The following is a 15,364-nucleotide window of genomic DNA, read 5'->3' as shown; positions in this document are numbered from 1 at the left end:
GGTCCTGCAGGAGTTCTGGAGCTACTGGCGCACGCTGCTCTGACGGTTCGAGCTCCGGGAGCAACGTCCCCGGGGCTCGATTCGGTGGGCGGTTCGTGCCGGCGAATGAGAAGACGTGATCGGTGACGGTCGCGGTCTGGTCGTCCGGCCCGGCCGCACGGCGGCAGCCGCAGCACGCAGGATCGCGGCGCGGTCCAGGGTGAACGGTGCAGCCGGGCGTGGAGCGTCCGTTCCGGCAGGCTGACCTCGCGGACAGTCGTCCGCACCAGCTGTCATCGTCGCGCATCGACGTCGCGCGGGCTTGGGAGCTGAGGGGCGGCCCGACGACCGGTTTGCAACAGGGCTCCCACCGTCCGCACGGCGCGTCGAACAGTCGCTTCCGGTTCACGCGCGCACCTCGTGACCGGCTGGACGACGCACGCGTCGCCGGACGACACTGGTGCGATGGCGACCGTGTACAAGAACCCCAGTGGCGAGCGCGCGGTGCGGCAGTGGTGTTCGCAAGCGCTGGTGCGAGCGGACTTCCCGCTCACAACCACGATCGTGACCACCAGTGCCGGCCGGGTCGCGCTCACCGCGGCGGGGTCCGGTGCGCCGCGGGTCGTCCTTGTTCCGGGCACCGGGTTCAACGCCTCGGCGGCCCTGCCGTGGTTGCGGGCCTTGTCCGGCCACTGGACGACCACAGTCGTGGATCTGCCGGGGCAGCCTGGGCTCAGCGACCCGTACCGGCCCCGAGGGGCCCGGCTTTCCTGGTATGGCCGGGTGCTGGACGAGATCCTGGCGGTGATGGACGTCGACGGTGCTGTGCTGGTGGGAAACTCCCTGGGCGCGGCGGTCGTTCTCGCTGCCGGCTCGCCCCGGATCGCGGCGCGGGCGCTGGTATCGCCCGCCGGCTTCATCCGGCTCGGCGTGGACCCGGCGCTCGCACTGGCTTCGGCCAGGTGGCTGCTGAGGCCTACGGCCGGAAACACTCGCCGCATGCTTCGGCTGTTCGTCGGTCCCGGCGAGGAACCGCCGCGGACCGAGGTCGAGTGGATGGCTCTGATGGCGGCGTGTTGCCGTACCACGCTGGCCCCGCCACCGCTGCCGGCCGAGCTGCTGGCCCGTCGCGCCGAACTGCCTTGCGTCGTCGGTGTGGGGGAGCACGACCGGTTCCTGCCACCGCGTCGGCTCGCTCCGGCGGTGCGCCGGACCATGGGGCTCGACCTCCGGGTCTTTCCCGGCGCCGGCCACCTCACCACCCCGGCGCATCTCGACAGGGTGGTGGCCTTGGTCGCGGAAGTCGCCGAGCCGCTCGTCCGCTGAGCTGGACAGAAGCTTTCCGTCCTCAGCGGACGGTCAGGGGAACCGCGCCATCGCGAGGGACCGACACGGCGTGGCACAGGACGAATTCCTGTCCCGTCCGCCGGTGGCGAGCGTCAAAGACACAACGCCCAGTACGTCGTCAGGCGGCTGCTGGTGGTCCGGTTCCGCTACCAGTTCAGCGCCGCGGTCATCGCCTTGTCGACGATGGGTGACAGGGTCGTCATGAAGCTCGCGGTGACGTGGTTGTCGTCCATGTACACCAGGACGTTCCCGACCACCGGCCGGCAGAGCGCGCGGCCGCAGAAGTAGTCGCTGAAGTCGAGGAACGACACGTTCGACGGGACGTCCGCCAGCTTCTCGTACGGCGGCGACGGCGCCAGCAGCTGCGCGCGGGACACACCGCAGTCCGGGGACTTGATCCCCTTGGCTTCGACGCACGCCGGCGGGGAGAACCCGAGTCGCGGGTTGTCGCGCACCGCCACCACGGGGATGCCGGCCTGGCCGAGGTTCGTCCACTGGTCGACGAAGCCCTGTGGGGTCTGCTCGGTCAGGCCTGGCCGGACGTCGCGGGTGGACAACGTGAACACGGCGTCCGGCCGCATCGCGACGATCTCCCGCTGGGCGGCGGCGTTCCAGGCGAGGCAGCCGGGATCGCCGGGCATCGCGTCGGCGGTCGTGGAGAACGGACAGGCGCCCTTGAGCATGAACGTGATCTGGTAGTTGTGCTGCTGCGCCAGGGGTTTCAGTGCGGCGAGGTACTGCTGGATGTGCGAGTCTCCGACCGCGACGATCCGTTTCGCCGGGGTGCCGGTCGTCCTGCTCGTGCACATTTCGAGTTCGGCGTCGAGGCGGGATTTCACGCAGTCGGCATCCGCGATGCCGCCCCAGTCGTTCGGGACGGCGATCATCGGGGGCACCACGGTGGCGCTGGGCGCGGCCCGCTTCGGCTCCGGGGCGCGGGCGAGGGCGCCTGGGTGCTCGTCGTCGTCCAGGGCGATGGTGAAGTCGGCCTTCTTCGTGCTGACGACCTGCCAGGTGCCGGCGATCACCAGGAGCGGCAGCAGTGCGGCGACGCCGAACCGGTAGGCACCCCAGGGGGTCCGGGTGCCGATGGCCGAGGCGCGAACGAGGGATTCGACGAAGTGGTACGTCAGCGCGGCGAGGCCGACGGAGACGGCGATGACGAACGCGCCGCCGAGCAGTCCGACCTCCTCGCGGTGGCGGGCGACCAGGTAGAACAGCAGCACCGGCCAGTGCCACAGGTACAGCGAGTAGCTCAGGTTGCCCAGGTATTCGAACGGCCGTGACGCCAGGATCCGGTCGGCGCCGGCGCGGCTGCCGGTCGCCCCGGCCAGGATGACCAGCGCGGCGGCCACCGTCGGCCAGAGCGCGGCGTAGCCCGGGAAGACGCTGCCGACGTCGAGCACGATTCCGCAGACGACCAGCCCGGCCACGCCGAGCCAGCCCGCCAGGACCCGCGACCACCGCGGCAGGACGATCGCGTCGATCCCGAGGGCGAGGAGACCGCCCAGGGCGAACTCCCACACCCGGGTCAGCGAGTGGAAGTACGCCAGCGGCTGGTTCACGGTCGTCAGGTGTACCGAGTACGCCAAGGACACCGCGAACAGCGCGGCCAGCGTCCCGGCCAACGTCGCGCGCAGGGACCGCCGGAGCCGGACGGCGGCGAAGGCCACGACGGCGACCAGCAGCGGCCAGACGACGTAGAACTGCCCCTGGATGGACAGGGACCAGTAGTGCTGGACGACGCTCGCGGTGTTGTGCTGCGCGAAGTAGTCGACCGAGTCGGCGGCCAGCCGCCAGTTCTCGACGTAGAGCGCGGAGGCGAACACCTCCTTGATCGTCTGGAACCACCGGTCCTGCGGCAGCAGCAGGATGCTCAGGCCGACGACGGCGAGCAGCACGGTCAGTGCGGCCGGGAACAGCCGCTTGATCATCCGGCCCCACATCGGCCGGAACTCGATCCGGCCGCGGCCCGCCGCGCGGAACAGCTGCCCGGTGATGAGGAACCCGGAGATGAGGAAGAAGACGTCGACGCCGCCGGAGATCCGGCCCAGCCACACGTGGTAGACGACGACCAGCACGGCCGCCAGGGCCCGCAGCCCCTGCAGCTCCGGACGGTATTTGCGCACCTGCGCCGACGCGGCGGCCGAACCCGCTTCAGCGTCGATGACGGCGTCGTCGGCCGGGCGTGGTCGCATCGTCGTACCTCGGGATGAGCGGGGGTGGGGTGGGGCGATCCGATCACACCTTCCTGTGAGAACGCGTCGGAGAGCTGTGCGCCAGCTGTGAATCGGCCATCGCGGACGAATGGGAGGTCGGTGACGACTGGGCCACTTTGGCGTTCCCGTCGAGGTCAGGGCCACCCACGACGTTCGACGCGGGTATCCGGCGGCAGGGAGCCGGGTGACGGCCGCCACACCACGGTGGGGAGCGTCCCCCGGTTTGCCCCGGCCGCCTCTTTGCGGCATCTTTACGCGCAGGAGTGCCGGGAAGTCTGGTCGGCCGGTCCGCGCCCATCCCGGGCGGTGGGCTGATTCACCGACCGGAGGAGTTCGATGGCACTGATCCTCGCCTTCGGCGTCGTGCTGTTGATCAGCGTGTCGCTGTCCGGCGTCGCCGCTCGCACGATCCTGTCCACGGCTCTGCTGTTCCTGCTGGCCGGAGCGCTGATCGGGCAGGGCGGTCTGGGGCTGGCCGAGATCGGGCCGCGGGATCCGCTGGTGACCGTGCTGGCCGACATCGCGTTGTTCACCGTCTTGTTCACCGACGGCCAGCGCGCGAGCCTGCCCGCGCTGCGGGAGGGCTGGCGGCTGTCCGGCCGGGCCCTCGGGCTGGGTATGCCGCTGACCATGATCGGCGTCGCCGTGCCGGCGCACTTCCTGGTCGGCCTGGACTGGCCGACCGCGTTGCTGGTCGGCGCGATCCTGTCGCCGACGGACCCGGTGTTCGCCGCGGCGATCGTCGGCCGTGACGACGTGCCGCTGCGGTTGCGGCGGCTGCTGAACGTCGAGTCCGGGCTCAACGACGGCTTGGCGCTGCCGTTCGTGCTGATCTTCTTGGCCACCGCCGCGCACACGGAGTCGGATCTCGGCACGGTCGCGATCGAACTCGTGCTCGGGCTGGTGCTGGGCGTCGCGGTGCCGGCGCTGGTGTGTCTCGCGTGGCGGTTGAAGGTGCTGACTGCCGAGCCGCGGCTGCAGGCGCTGGGGCCGCTCGCGATCGCGGTGATGCTCTACGCGGGCTGCCACCTGACGCACGCGAACCCGTACTTGGCCGCGTTCGCCGCGGGCTCCACACTCGCGACGCTGGACAAGGTCGCCGCCGAGCACTTCGAGCCGCTGGGCGACCTGCTGTCCGAGATCACGAAGTTCGCCGCACTGCTGGTGTTCGGCGCGCTGATCACGCCGGACCGGCTGTCGCACCTGAGCGTCGGGGCGTGGGTCGTCGCGGTGCTGTCGATCGTGCTGGTCCGGCCGGCCGCGGTGCTGCTGTCGCTGCTGCGCACCCCGATGTCGGGACGGGAACGCTCGACCGCGGCGTGGTTCGGGCCGAAGGGGTTCGCGTCGGTGGTCTACGGGCTGCTGGCCCTGCAGTCCGGGATTCCGGACAGCGAGCTGGTGTTCGACCTGGTCGCGGTGACGATCGCGCTGTCGATCGTGCTGCACTCCTCGACCGACGTCCCCATCGCGAAGATGTTGCGGGTCGAGCCACCGGACAACCTGCCCACCGGGCGTGCGGCCCGGGACGAGGACCGTCAAGAAACCGACAGGAGAAGCCCATGAACCCCGGCGCCCCCGCCTGGGACGTCGTACGCTGGCCCGATGCACGCCCTCGAGATGGCCGAGGAATACCCGGTCGTGGAGCTGGACTCCGACGCCCTGGACGCCGCGCGGCTGCTGGCCGAGCGGCGGCTGCCCGGCCTCGTGGTGACCGACAAGACGGGCTGCCCGCAGTCGGTGCTGCCGGCTTCGGAGGTGGTGCAGTTCCTCGTCCCGAATTACGTGCGCGACGACCCGTCGCTGGCCGGGGTGCTCGACGAGTCGATGGCCGATCGGGTGGCCGACAAGCTGAGTGGCAAGACCGTGCGTTCGTTGCTGCCGGAGAAGGCCACGGAACTGCCCCGGGTGAACGCGGACGACACCCTCGTCGAGGTCGCGGCGATGATGGCCCGGCTGCGGTGCCCCCTGGTCGCGGTCATGGAGGACCGAACCCTGATGGGCGTGATCTCCGCGTCCCGGCTGCTGGAGCTGGCGCTGACGCCGCGCTGATCACCGCGGGGGTGGCGGCATGAGCGCCGCGATCGCCGTCACCGTGTTCGTGGTCGCCTACCTCTTCATCGCGACCGAGAAGATCCCGAAGATGGCCGCGGCCCTCGGCGGTGCCGGGGTGGTGCTCGCGCTGGGCGTCAGCGGGTCCGACGACGCGTTCTTCTCCGAGGACACCGGCGTCGACTGGAACGTCGTCTTCCTGCTGCTCGGCATGATGATCATCGTCGGGATCCTGCGCCGGACCGGGGTCTTCGAATTCGTCGCCATCTGGGCGGCCAAGCGGGCCAAGGGGTCGCCGCTGCGGGTGATGATCCTCCTCTGCCTGATCACCGCGGTGGCTTCGGCGTTCCTGGACAACGTCACCACCGTCCTGCTGATCGCCCCGGTGACGCTGCTGGTCTGCGACCGCCTCGACATCAAGCCGGTCCCGTTCCTCATCGCCGAGGTGCTCGCGTCCAACATCGGTGGCACGGCGACGCTGATCGGTGACCCGCCCAACATCATCATCGGCAGCCGGGCCGGGCTGTCGTTCAACGACTTCCTGGTCAACCTGACCCCGATCGTGGCGATCGAGCTCGTCGTGTTCGTCCTGGTGCTGCCTCGCCTGTTCCGGGGCTCGTTCACCGTCGACCCGGCCCGGGTGGCCGACGTGATGGCGTTGAACGAGCGCGAGGCGATCCAGAAACCCAAGCTGCTGCTCAAATGCGGCATCGTGCTGCTCGCGGTGTTCGCCGGGTTCGTGCTGCACTCGGTGATCCACATCGAGCCGTCGATCGTGGCGCTGCTCGGCGCCGGCATCCTCGTACTGATCTCCGGAACCGAGCCGGAGCAGTACCTCGCCGGTGTCGAATGGGAAACGCTGCTGTTCTTCGCCGGCCTGTTCATCATGATCGGTGCCCTGGTCAAGACCGGGGTCATCGGGACGCTCGCCGGGCTCGCGGCCGACGCCACCGGCGGCAACGCCCTGCTGGCCGTGATGTTGATCCTGGTGGTCTCGGCGGTGCTGTCCGGTGTCATCGACAACATCCCGTACGTGGCGACGATGAGCCCGCTCGTTCTGGCTCTCACCAACGACATTCCGGACCCGTCGCATTCCGAAGCACTGTGGTGGTCGCTGGCGCTCGGTGCCGACTTCGGCGGCAATATGACCGCGGTCGGCGCCAGCGCGAACGTCGTCATGCTCGGCATCGCCGCCCGGTCCGGTTCGCCGATCTCGTTCTGGGAGTTCACGAGGAAGGGAGCGGTTGTCACCGTGATCACCGTGCTGGTGGCCGCGCCTTATCTGTGGTTGCGCTACTTCGTCTTCGCGTGAGCGCGGAGATACACTGACCGACTCTCGGTTGCCGGAGGTTTCGTCATGGATCACCTCGTCGTCGCGGTGGGTCTCATCGCGGTGTTCGCATTGGCTGTGCTGGCCATTCGCCTCGCGCAGCGGCGGCAGAAGTAGCCAAGACCCGGCGGATCGCAAGGTGACCGTTCAGGTGCCCGGCCGTCCGGCTGCGGAAGGCCGGGCATCGACCGGCGCGGACAGTGGCCGCTCCGCCGGGCAACGCCCCAAGACCGTACTCGCCCGTTGAGCGAAGGTGCCGACCGGATCCGTGCGGGCGTCCGACGGTCGAGGTCGTTGCCAGGGACCTGCGATCCCGGCGCGGAGTGTTCCGCCGGTGTCGGCAGCGAGACGGAGATCCTGTTTCGCGCGATGAGGAGGAACGGTGACGTTGTGGTTGCCCGCGCGTTCGGTCGTCGCCGGGTTCGACGGTTCCGAGCAGTCGTGTCGTGCCGTCGGCTGGGCCGCGGCGCAGGCCGATCGGTGTCACGGTGTGCTGGTGGTCGCCGGGGCGATCGACTGGGGTTGGCCCGCGGGGCGCTTCCCCGAGACCGCGATCGCTTCGCTCAGTGGCGGCGCCGACCGGCTCCGTGAGAGTGGGAAGGTCCGGCTCGAGGAGATCGTGGCCGACCTGCGGGATACCCACCCGGAACTCGATGTCCGGGACGTGCTGCTCGGAGAGCAGCCGGCTCGCGCCTTGTCCGGCTTCGTGACGAAGGTCGATGCCGCGATGCTCGTGATCGGCCCGCCGGGGAAAACCTTTTGTCGCGCATGGTGTTCGGCTCCACCGCGACCGAGCTCACCCGGGTACCGGCCCGGCCGGTGGTGGTCGTGCGCGGTTCGCAGGATCCTTCGGTGAGCCGTGGCCCGGTGATCGTGGGGCTCGACAGGGCTTCCGGCAACGGCGCGGTCCTGGAGTTCGCGTTGGAGTTCGCGTTGGAGTTCGCGCAGCGCCATACGGCGCCGGTGCACGTCGTACACGCGTTGGGGGACCGAGGTTTCGGGCACTTGCGACGACGGGCCGCCGACCGGGAGGCGATCATGGCCGAGCTGACGGAGTGGTCGGGGGCCTACCCGGACGTCCCGTTCGAGCACGTGGTCGTCGCGGACCGGCCGGAACGCGCGCTTCTCGCGTGGGCGTCGCGAGCGGCCTTGCTGGTCGTCGGCAGCCGTTCCCGCAGCTCCTTGCGCAGACCTTTGTCCCGCTCGGTGCGCCGAGTGGTGCTGCACCGCGCGGCGTGCTCCGTGAGCGTCGTGGGTACGGCCGGCTGAGGAACAGCCTGGGTCACTCTTCCGCGTCGGCCGCGATGTTGCGGATGCCACGGGGACGTCCGGAACGCACCCACAGCCAGTACAGCGCGGCGGCGATCAGCAGGGCGGCGGCGATGGACACGATCGGGTCTCCCCGGGTGAGGTTGACCGCGAGGGTGAATCCGACCGCGAGCGCACCGGCGAAGTTGATCACGAGGAAGGTGATCCGCCGCTCCCGCCAGGAGAACCGGGCCATCGCGAGCAGCCCGGCGAGGAAGCTGACGAACACCGACGCGGCGTAGAACAGGACGAGCTCCTGGTCCCGGCCCCCCGCGGCCGCCGTGACGAGCGCGGCGGCGGCCATGAAGACCACCACGCCCCAGTACGGCGTGTGGTGGTGGTTGGTCCGGCCCAGCCACCCCGGCAGGATCCCGGTGCTCGTGCCGTCGGCGTGCCGGCGTCGCGCGAGGGCCTTGAACAGCCCCGGCCCGGCCTGGAAGGACGAACTCGCCGCCGACAGCAACAGCAGCGCGGTGGTGAGCTGGAACGCCGCGAACACGGGAGTGGTCGTCGCGGCCCGCGCGAGTTCGGCGATCTGGGTGGTGTCCTGGTGCGGGACGCCGATGCCGAGGCGGACGGCCTGGGCGGTCAGGCCGAGCGTGATCGTGCCGACCACGCCCAGGGTCAGCCACAGGGTGACCCGGCCGAACCGGCGCCGCCCGGGGTCGTCGAGCTGGCCCAGCTGCGCGATCGCCGAGGAGGGGGCCTCGATCCCGGTGGCCAGCGCCATCGCCACCGGGAAGGCCAGGGCCACGGCGACCAGCGGTGAATGGCCGGGATCCGGGGCCGGCCCGGTCGCGGGTGCCGCGTCGGCGAAGAAGGCGGAGATCAGCACGACGACGGCGAGCGCGATGAACCCGACCGTCATGACGGCGAACACGGTGCGGCCCAGGTGCCCGAACCACGTCCCGCCGGCGACACCGACCACGAGTACCACCGCGATGATGACGCGCCAAGGGGCGAGCGCCGGGAAGAAGGCGATCACCGCGGAGGCGCCGGCGGCCGAGCTGATCGCGATGGTCAGCACGAAGTCGACGATCAGGGCGCCGATCGGCACGAAGGCCGTGCCTTCGCCGAAGGCTTCCCCGGTGGCCGCGGCGGCGCCCCCACCCTGGGGGTAGCGGGCGACGAGCTGGCTGTAGTTGACGATCACCAGGACGACGATCGCGACCACCAGGGCCATCGTCGGCAACAGCAGGGCGAGGTCGCCGTGGAGCGCGCGGAGCGCGGCTTCGATGGCGTAGGCGACCGAGGACACCGGGTCGGCCATCACGGCGAACGCGAACAGCAACGCGCCGCGGCTGTGCGCCCCAGGGGCACGCCGGCCCTTCAACTGCGTCAAGCCGGGCCGGCGGTTCTTTACGGACTTTCAACGCTGCGGGCATGCCCACCCTGGCCGGTCACCAACCGGATCCGGTCGGCCCCGCGCGCATCTTTGCGCCATCTTTACGCGTAGGAGCGCCGGGAAGCCCGGTCGGTCCTGCGCCGTCCGGCGTGATCAGAGGGTGCCGGTGATCGCCTGCAGCCCGAGACTGCTGGTGGCGACCGCGATCCACAGCAGCGCGCCGAGCAGCAACGGCCGCGGTCCGGTTCGCACTCACCGCCGACTTCTCCGCCCGCGGCTACCGGCTCGTCCTTCAGGCCGGCGCGGAACGGTCGGTGTCCGCGATTTCCTGAGTTTCGCCGAGGGCGGGCTGTGTTGCTTGCCGTGACAGCACTCTCTTGCGGCGGCGTGCGTCCCCGGCGAGGGAGTGTCCACAAGAGATCCTTGCGGCTTTCTTACCGGTGAACGCCGACCACGTCCCGGGTGCCGGGGCGGCGTTAGTGTCGCCTGATGGCAGGTGACGGTTCGCTACACGAACGAAAGCCGGAGGACACGCACACAGTTCCCATCGGCGAGGAGCCGCGCTACGGCTTTCCCCGCAAGCTGTGGCGGGCCGTGGAACGGCGTCGCCCACCAGGGCTCGGTGCGACCAAAGCCTGGCGCAGTCCCCTGCGCGGGCCGTGGCTGACGTCGGTGTTCGGTGCTGTTCTCCTGGCCGCGCTGCCGCTGGTGATCATCACCGGCCTGCTGGACTTCATCGCCTACGGTCCCCAGTTCGGCCAAGCCTTCCCCGGCAACGTCGGCTGGCTGCACCTGCCGTACTTCGACTGGCCGACCCGCCCGTCCTGGCTGTTCCGGCTCACCCAGGGCCTGCACGTCGGCCTGGGTCTCGTCGTGATCCCGGTCGTCGTCGCCAAGCTGTGGTCGGTGGTGCCGAAGCTGTTCAGCTGGCCGCCGGCGCGGTCGATCGCGGAGATCGTCGAGCGCCTGTCGTTGCTGTTGCTGGTCGGCGGCATCCTGTTCGAGATCGCCACCGGGGTGCTGAACATCCAGTACGACTACCTGTTCGGGTTCAGCTTCTACACAGCGCACTACTACGGCGCCTGGGTGTTCACCGCCGCCTTCGTGGTGCACGTGACGCTGAAGCTGCCGAAGATGGTGCGCGCGCTGCGGTCGCGTTCCCTGCGCGCGGAGCTGCGGACGTCGCGGGCGGACACGCGGCCCGAGCCGCCCGACGAGAGCGGCTTGGTCGCCGCCGTGCCGCGCAAGCCGACGCTGAGCCGCCGGGGCGCGCTTGGTCTCGTCGCGGGCGGGTCGGCGTTCGTCGCGGTCCTGACCGCGGGCCAGACGGTCGGCGGGTTCACCCGCTGGGCCGCGTTCCTGCTGCCGCGTGGCCGCTCCTACGGCAGCGGCCCCACCGATTTCCAGATCAACCGCACGGCGAAGGCCGCGGCCATCACCGTCGCGCAGACCGGGCCGGGGTGGCGCCTGTCGCTGCTGGGCGGGCCGCGGCCGGTCCAGTTCGACCGGGCCTCGCTGGCCGCCTTGCCCCAGCGCACCGCGGAACTCCCGCTCGCGTGCGTCGAGGGCTGGTCCAGTACCCAGACCTGGTCCGGGGTGCCGCTGCGGGACCTGGCCGCCCTCGCCGGCGTCCCGGCGCCGGTGACGGCCGTGGTCCGCTCGGTCGAGCGGTTCGGCGCGTTCAACCGGGCCACTTTGCAGGGCAACCAGGTCCTCGACCCCGACGCGTTGCTCGCGCTGCGGGTCAACGGCGCTGATCTGAGCCCTGACCACGGCTTCCCGGCCCGCATCATCGTGCCCGCGCTCCCGGGCGTCCACTGCACGAAATGGGTCGGCTCGATCGAATTCCGGGCGGTGTGACGTGCGCGCGATGACCAGAGCGGCCAAGGCGTTCTACGGCGCGAGCCCGTGGCACCTGGTCGCCCTGCTCGGCTGTTTCGCGGTCGCGGGCTACGCCGTCACCAGGGTTCTCGACGACCCGCTGGCCCTGGTCATGCTCGCGTGGTTCGTGGGCGCGGTGATCGGGCACGACCTGATCCTGTTCCCCGTCTACGCTCTCGCCGACCTGTCGCTGGCGGGTGTGCTGCGGGCAGGGAAGGCGCCGGCGCGGGTGCCGCCGGTGAACCACATCCGGATCCCGGTGCTCGCCACGGCGCTCACGTTCGTCCTGTTCTTCCCCGGCATCATCCGCCAGGGCAGCGAAACCTACGCCGCGGCCACCGGCCTGACGCAGGAGCCGTTCCTCGCCCGGTGGCTGGTGCTGGTCGGCGTCATGTTCGCGACCAGCGGGCTCGTGTACGCAATCCGGGTCCGCGTCGCCCACGCACCGGACCGTCGCAGCCTCGCCCTGGCCCGCGACCGCGTCCGGGACGGCGAACGTGTGCTTGTCGTGTCCGCGGTACCCGGGTCGGAGCCGGACGCCGTCGGCACGGCCGACGCGCTCTACTACCGCGACGTCGACGGCCACTGGGCCCGGGCCGGCTGGGAGGAACTGTCCACTGTGTACGAAGAAGCGGTCCGGAACCTGCTGGTCGTCGAAGGTTTCCCCGGTGGGGAGATCGGACGTGTGACGCTGGAGCCGGCCGAGACGTCGCGGCTGGCCGATCTGGCGCGGACGCAGATCGCCGCCAGCCTGATCAGTACGCAGGCCGTGGACCTGACGGGCGACGTCCGAGCCCTGATCAGCGCGTCCCGGCGCGCGGCTGACGGCCATCTGGTGTGGCACGTCCAGCTGAACGGGCCAGATGCTCCCACCGAGCACCGGGATGCCCTGGTCGACGACGCGATCACCCGGATGGCGACCGATCTGGGGCTGGCCGAGCCCCGAACCACCAGCGGACACCCTGAGCACGACGGAGGAGGCGACCGCGCGTGACCACGATCGCCCTGGTCACCGGCGGCGTCGCCGGCGTCGGGATGGGTTACGTGCTGCAACGCGCTCAGCTGTGTTTCCGCGCCACGTTCTCCGGCGTTCTCGAGAGACGGTTCCTGCTGGGTCGCGGCTGGCTCCTGGGTGTGGCGATCGGCTCCGTGGGGTTGTCGGTGCTGTTCCTGACCCCGCTCGGCGACGGCTTGAACCGGGGCCTCCCGTTCGCGCCGGTCGCCGATGTGGTGGGTGGTGTGGTGATCGGCGTCGGGATGGCCGTCGCCGGGACGTGCGTCTCGGGGCTGTTCTTCAAGCTCGGGTCGGGCATGCTCGGCTGCCTCGCCGGGCTCGGCGGCTGGGCGGCCGGTGAGCTCGCCGCCCGGCAGGTGGTGCTTCCCGGGCCGACTGTCCTGCCGGTGGGAGCCGGAGCCACGTTCCCCGCCTTGCTCGGCGTCCCTCGGCTGGCGTTCGCGGTCGTGTTCCTGGCGGTCGTGGGTGTGGTCCTGTGGCGGTGGCGCGCCGCGGAGCGTCCGCGGCCGGGGCAGTGGGACTGGCCGGTCGCCGGTGTGGCGCTCGGCGCGGTGACGATCGCGGGCTGGGTGCTGGCCGGTGTCGGTGGCGCGGGTTTCGGTCCCAGCACGGTCGGTGCGGTGGCCGGTTTTGCCGCCGGTGCGCCGAACTGGTGGCTGACGGCGTTCCTGCTGGGCATCGTCGTGGGCGCCGCGGTCGCCGCGCGGGTCAGCGGGGAGTTCCACGTCCGTGGGGAACGTCCTGTCCGCTACGTCCGGCTGGTCGCCGGCGGTTTCCTGCTCGGTGCGGGTGGCTGGGTCGCCGGTGGCTGCAACCTGGGTCACGGGCTCTCGGGCGTGGCGCAGCTCAACGTGGCGTCGTGGGTCGTCGTGGCCGCCATCCTCGGCGGGATCGCGCTCGCGCGAGGTGTGCGGGCCGTGGTCGTCCGCTCGGCGAGCCGGACCTGACAGGCCGCGGCCGGCTCACCCGGGCGTGCCCGTAGCCGCCCGTTCCTCGGCGTCGGCCAGGGCCTGGGCCGCGGTGACCAGCCCGAGATGGCTGAAGGCCTGCGGGAAATTGCCGAGCAGGTCGCCGGTCTCGCCGTCGACCTGCTCGGCGAACAGCCCGAGCTCGGTCGCGCACTGGGTGGCGCGGTCGAGGACGGCGCGGGCCCGGTCGGTCCGGCCGGTGACGGCCAGCGCGTGGGCCAGCCAGAACGTGCACAGCACGAAGGTGCCTTCGGCGCCGCCGATCCCGTCGTGCCCGCGGTAGCGGTAGAGCAGGCCGGACCGGTCGGTCAGCTCGCGCTCCACGACGTCGATCGTGGCGAGCAGCCGGGCGTCATCGGGGGCGAGGAACCCGGTCGTGGCCAGCAGCAGCGCGGAGGCGTCGAGGGCGCCGGAGCCGAAGAACTGGGTGAACGCGCCGACCTCGTCGTTCCAGCCCTTGGTGAGGATCTCTTCCCGGATCTCGCCGCGGACGGCCGACCACGCGGCCACGGTGTCCTCGTCCAGGTGCAGGAGTTCGCGCATCGCCAGGCCCCGATCGAGCGCGACCCAGCACATGAGCTTGCTGTGCAGATAGGGTCGCGCCGGGCCGCGGATCTCCCAGATGCCCTGGTCGTCGTCGGTCCAGCTGGCGGCTGCGGTCCGCACGGCGGCCACGAGGAAGCCGCGGGTCGCCGCGTCCAGGTCGCCCAGCTGTTCGCGCAGGGTGTGCGCCGCGTCCAGCAGGGCCCCGTAGACGTCGAGCTGCCGTTGGCGCCAGGCGTCGTTGCCGACCCGCACCGGACTGCTGCCCCGCCAGCCGGACAGGTGGGGCAGCTCGCGCTCGGACAGGTCGAGCTCGCCGCCGATGCCGAACATGATCTGCAGGTCCAGCCCGCGGTCGAGCTGGGTGGACGCGGCCGTCGCCAGGAAGTCGAAGAACCGGCCGGCTTCGTGCGGGCAGGCGGCGATCCACAAGCCCTGCAACGTCATGCTCGCGTCGCGCACCCACGTGTAGCGGTAGTCCCAGGTGCGGCCGGTGCCGATCCCTTCGGGAAGGCTGGTCGTCGGCGCGGCCACCAGCGCTCCCGTCCGCGCGTGGGTCAGGCCCTGCAGGACGACGCCGCTGCGGTGCACCAGTTCGCGGTGCGGACCGTCGTAGCGCTGGTGCAGGTCCGACCAGCTCCGCCAGGCCGACTCGGTGGCGGCGAGAGCTCGGCGCACCTCGCGGGCACTCCACGGCGCCGGCTCCGGATCCCAGGCGCCGGCTTGCGTCAGAGCGAACGCCAGGTCTTCGCCTTCGTTCAGCGTGAACGTCGCCGTCGCGGTGGGCGTCACGCAGTCCATGGGCAGCCGGGTGCTCAGTACGGTCACCGTCGCGCCGCCGTGGGCGACGACGCCGTGTGACGTGGTGGCGAGCCGGGGGTGGATCAGCCCGAACTCCGGGCGTGGGGCGAACTCGATCCGCACCCGGACCGTTCCGCGGACGCAGCGGGCGAGCCTGAGCAGGACCCCGGGCGAGTCGTGCCCGAGCTGGTGCCCGTGGGCGTGTTTGCCCAGCGCCAGCGCGTCGGTCACGACCAGGGTTCCCCCGGGCGTCTCCCAGGTCGTGTCGAGCACGAGCCCGGAGGCCGGTAGGCCCACCGGGTCGCCGAGCCGCCGGCGGCCGGTGCGATCAGGAAGTGTCCCGCGGTGTCGTCGAGCAGCCGCGCGAGCACCGGTGCGCTGTCGAACCGCGGGAGGCACAGCCAGTCCACCGACCCGCCGCTGGTGACCAGTGCGGCCGTGCCGCAGTCGGACAGCAGCGCGTGCTCGCGCAAGGGTGTGTCGCTCATTCCGGACCTTCCCGGTTACGGCCGCGTGCCGACACTCAATTCCGCGACCGTTCATGAATGGAGTTCGTTCCCGCGGCGGTGCGGGGTCGCA

At 71.1% G+C, this 15,364-nt stretch carries 13 protein-coding genes; 9 read left to right on the top strand and 4 right to left on the bottom strand.

The window, feature by feature from the left end:
• Positions 1-444 precede the first annotated feature (444 nt).
• Positions 445-1,305 (top strand): alpha/beta fold hydrolase, encoded by an 861-nt coding sequence (locus OG439_RS22395; protein ID WP_326951285.1) that lies wholly within the window; start codon positions 445-447, stop codon positions 1,303-1,305.
• A 167-nt stretch (positions 1,306-1,472) separates the two neighbouring features.
• On the opposite strand, the gene OG439_RS22390 is transcribed toward OG439_RS22395, so the two are convergent.
• Positions 1,473-3,524, bottom strand: coding sequence for an acyltransferase family protein (locus tag OG439_RS22390; protein ID WP_326951284.1), 2,052 nt, complete (start codon positions 3,522-3,524; stop codon positions 1,473-1,475).
• A gap of 357 nt (positions 3,525-3,881) precedes the next feature.
• Between OG439_RS22390 and OG439_RS22385 the strand changes: the two genes are divergently transcribed.
• The 5 genes from OG439_RS22385 to OG439_RS22365 all read left to right on the top strand — a co-directional run bounded on the left by OG439_RS22385 (position 3,882) and on the right by OG439_RS22365 (position 8,193).
• Positions 3,882-5,108, top strand: a complete 1,227-nt coding sequence (locus OG439_RS22385) for a cation:proton antiporter (RefSeq protein ID WP_326951283.1) — start codon at positions 3,882-3,884, stop codon at positions 5,106-5,108.
• Positions 5,109-5,147: 39 nt separating this feature from the next.
• Positions 5,148-5,594, top strand: a complete 447-nt coding sequence (locus OG439_RS22380) for a CBS domain-containing protein (protein WP_326951282.1) — start codon at positions 5,148-5,150, stop codon at positions 5,592-5,594.
• 19 nt (positions 5,595-5,613) lie between these two features.
• A complete protein-coding gene (locus OG439_RS22375) occupies positions 5,614-6,906 on the top strand; it encodes an ArsB/NhaD family transporter (RefSeq protein WP_326951281.1) in 1,293 nt (430 codons plus the stop codon).
• A gap of 400 nt (positions 6,907-7,306) precedes the next feature.
• Positions 7,307-7,780 (top strand): universal stress protein, encoded by a 474-nt coding sequence (locus tag OG439_RS22370; protein ID WP_326951280.1) that lies wholly within the window; start codon positions 7,307-7,309, stop codon positions 7,778-7,780.
• The gene (locus tag OG439_RS22365) at positions 7,777-8,193 is read left to right on the top strand and encodes a universal stress protein (protein ID WP_326951279.1); all 417 of its coding nucleotides are present in this window, start codon (positions 7,777-7,779) and stop codon (positions 8,191-8,193) included. Before OG439_RS22370 ends, OG439_RS22365 begins: the two co-directional genes overlap by 4 nt.
• 13 nt (positions 8,194-8,206) lie before the next feature.
• Here OG439_RS22365 and OG439_RS22360 read toward each other — a convergent pair whose 3' ends face one another.
• On the bottom strand, positions 8,207-9,574 hold the full coding sequence (locus tag OG439_RS22360; protein WP_326951278.1) for an amino acid permease: 1,368 nt from the start codon (positions 9,572-9,574) through the stop codon (positions 8,207-8,209).
• A 492-nt stretch (positions 9,575-10,066) separates the two neighbouring features.
• Between OG439_RS22360 and OG439_RS22355 the strand changes: the two genes are divergently transcribed.
• From OG439_RS22355 to OG439_RS22345, 3 genes are read left to right on the top strand one after another with little or no spacing between them, the layout of a single operon-like run.
• The gene (locus OG439_RS22355; RefSeq protein ID WP_326951277.1) at positions 10,067-11,437 is read left to right on the top strand and encodes a molybdopterin-dependent oxidoreductase; all 1,371 of its coding nucleotides are present in this window, start codon (positions 10,067-10,069) and stop codon (positions 11,435-11,437) included.
• Positions 11,438-11,447: 10 nt separating this feature from the next.
• On the top strand, positions 11,448-12,452 hold the full coding sequence (locus OG439_RS22350) for a hypothetical protein (protein ID WP_326951276.1): 1,005 nt from the start codon (positions 11,448-11,450) through the stop codon (positions 12,450-12,452).
• Positions 12,449-13,420: a YeeE/YedE thiosulfate transporter family protein gene (locus tag OG439_RS22345; RefSeq protein WP_326951275.1), complete on the top strand. Its 972-nt coding sequence runs from the start codon at positions 12,449-12,451 to the stop codon at positions 13,418-13,420. Before OG439_RS22350 ends, OG439_RS22345 begins: the two co-directional genes overlap by 4 nt.
• A 15-nt stretch (positions 13,421-13,435) precedes the next feature.
• Here the strand turns inward: OG439_RS22345 and OG439_RS22340 are convergent, their stop codons facing one another.
• Together OG439_RS22340 and OG439_RS22335 are read right to left on the bottom strand one after the other, a co-directional pair.
• A complete protein-coding gene (locus OG439_RS22340) occupies positions 13,436-15,016 on the bottom strand; it encodes a glycoside hydrolase family 15 protein (protein ID WP_326951274.1) in 1,581 nt (526 codons plus the stop codon).
• Positions 15,013-15,273, bottom strand: a complete 261-nt coding sequence (locus OG439_RS22335) for a trehalase-like domain-containing protein (protein ID WP_326951273.1) — start codon at positions 15,271-15,273, stop codon at positions 15,013-15,015. Before OG439_RS22335 ends, OG439_RS22340 begins: the two co-directional genes overlap by 4 nt.
• Positions 15,274-15,364: the final 91 nt, after the last annotated feature.

The organism is Amycolatopsis sp. NBC_01307, assembly GCF_035975215.1.
Taxonomy (GTDB): Bacteria; Actinomycetota; Actinomycetes; order Mycobacteriales; family Pseudonocardiaceae; genus Amycolatopsis.
Note: the sequence above shows the minus strand (reverse complement) of the source record. Positions and strands in the feature narration are given on the sequence as shown.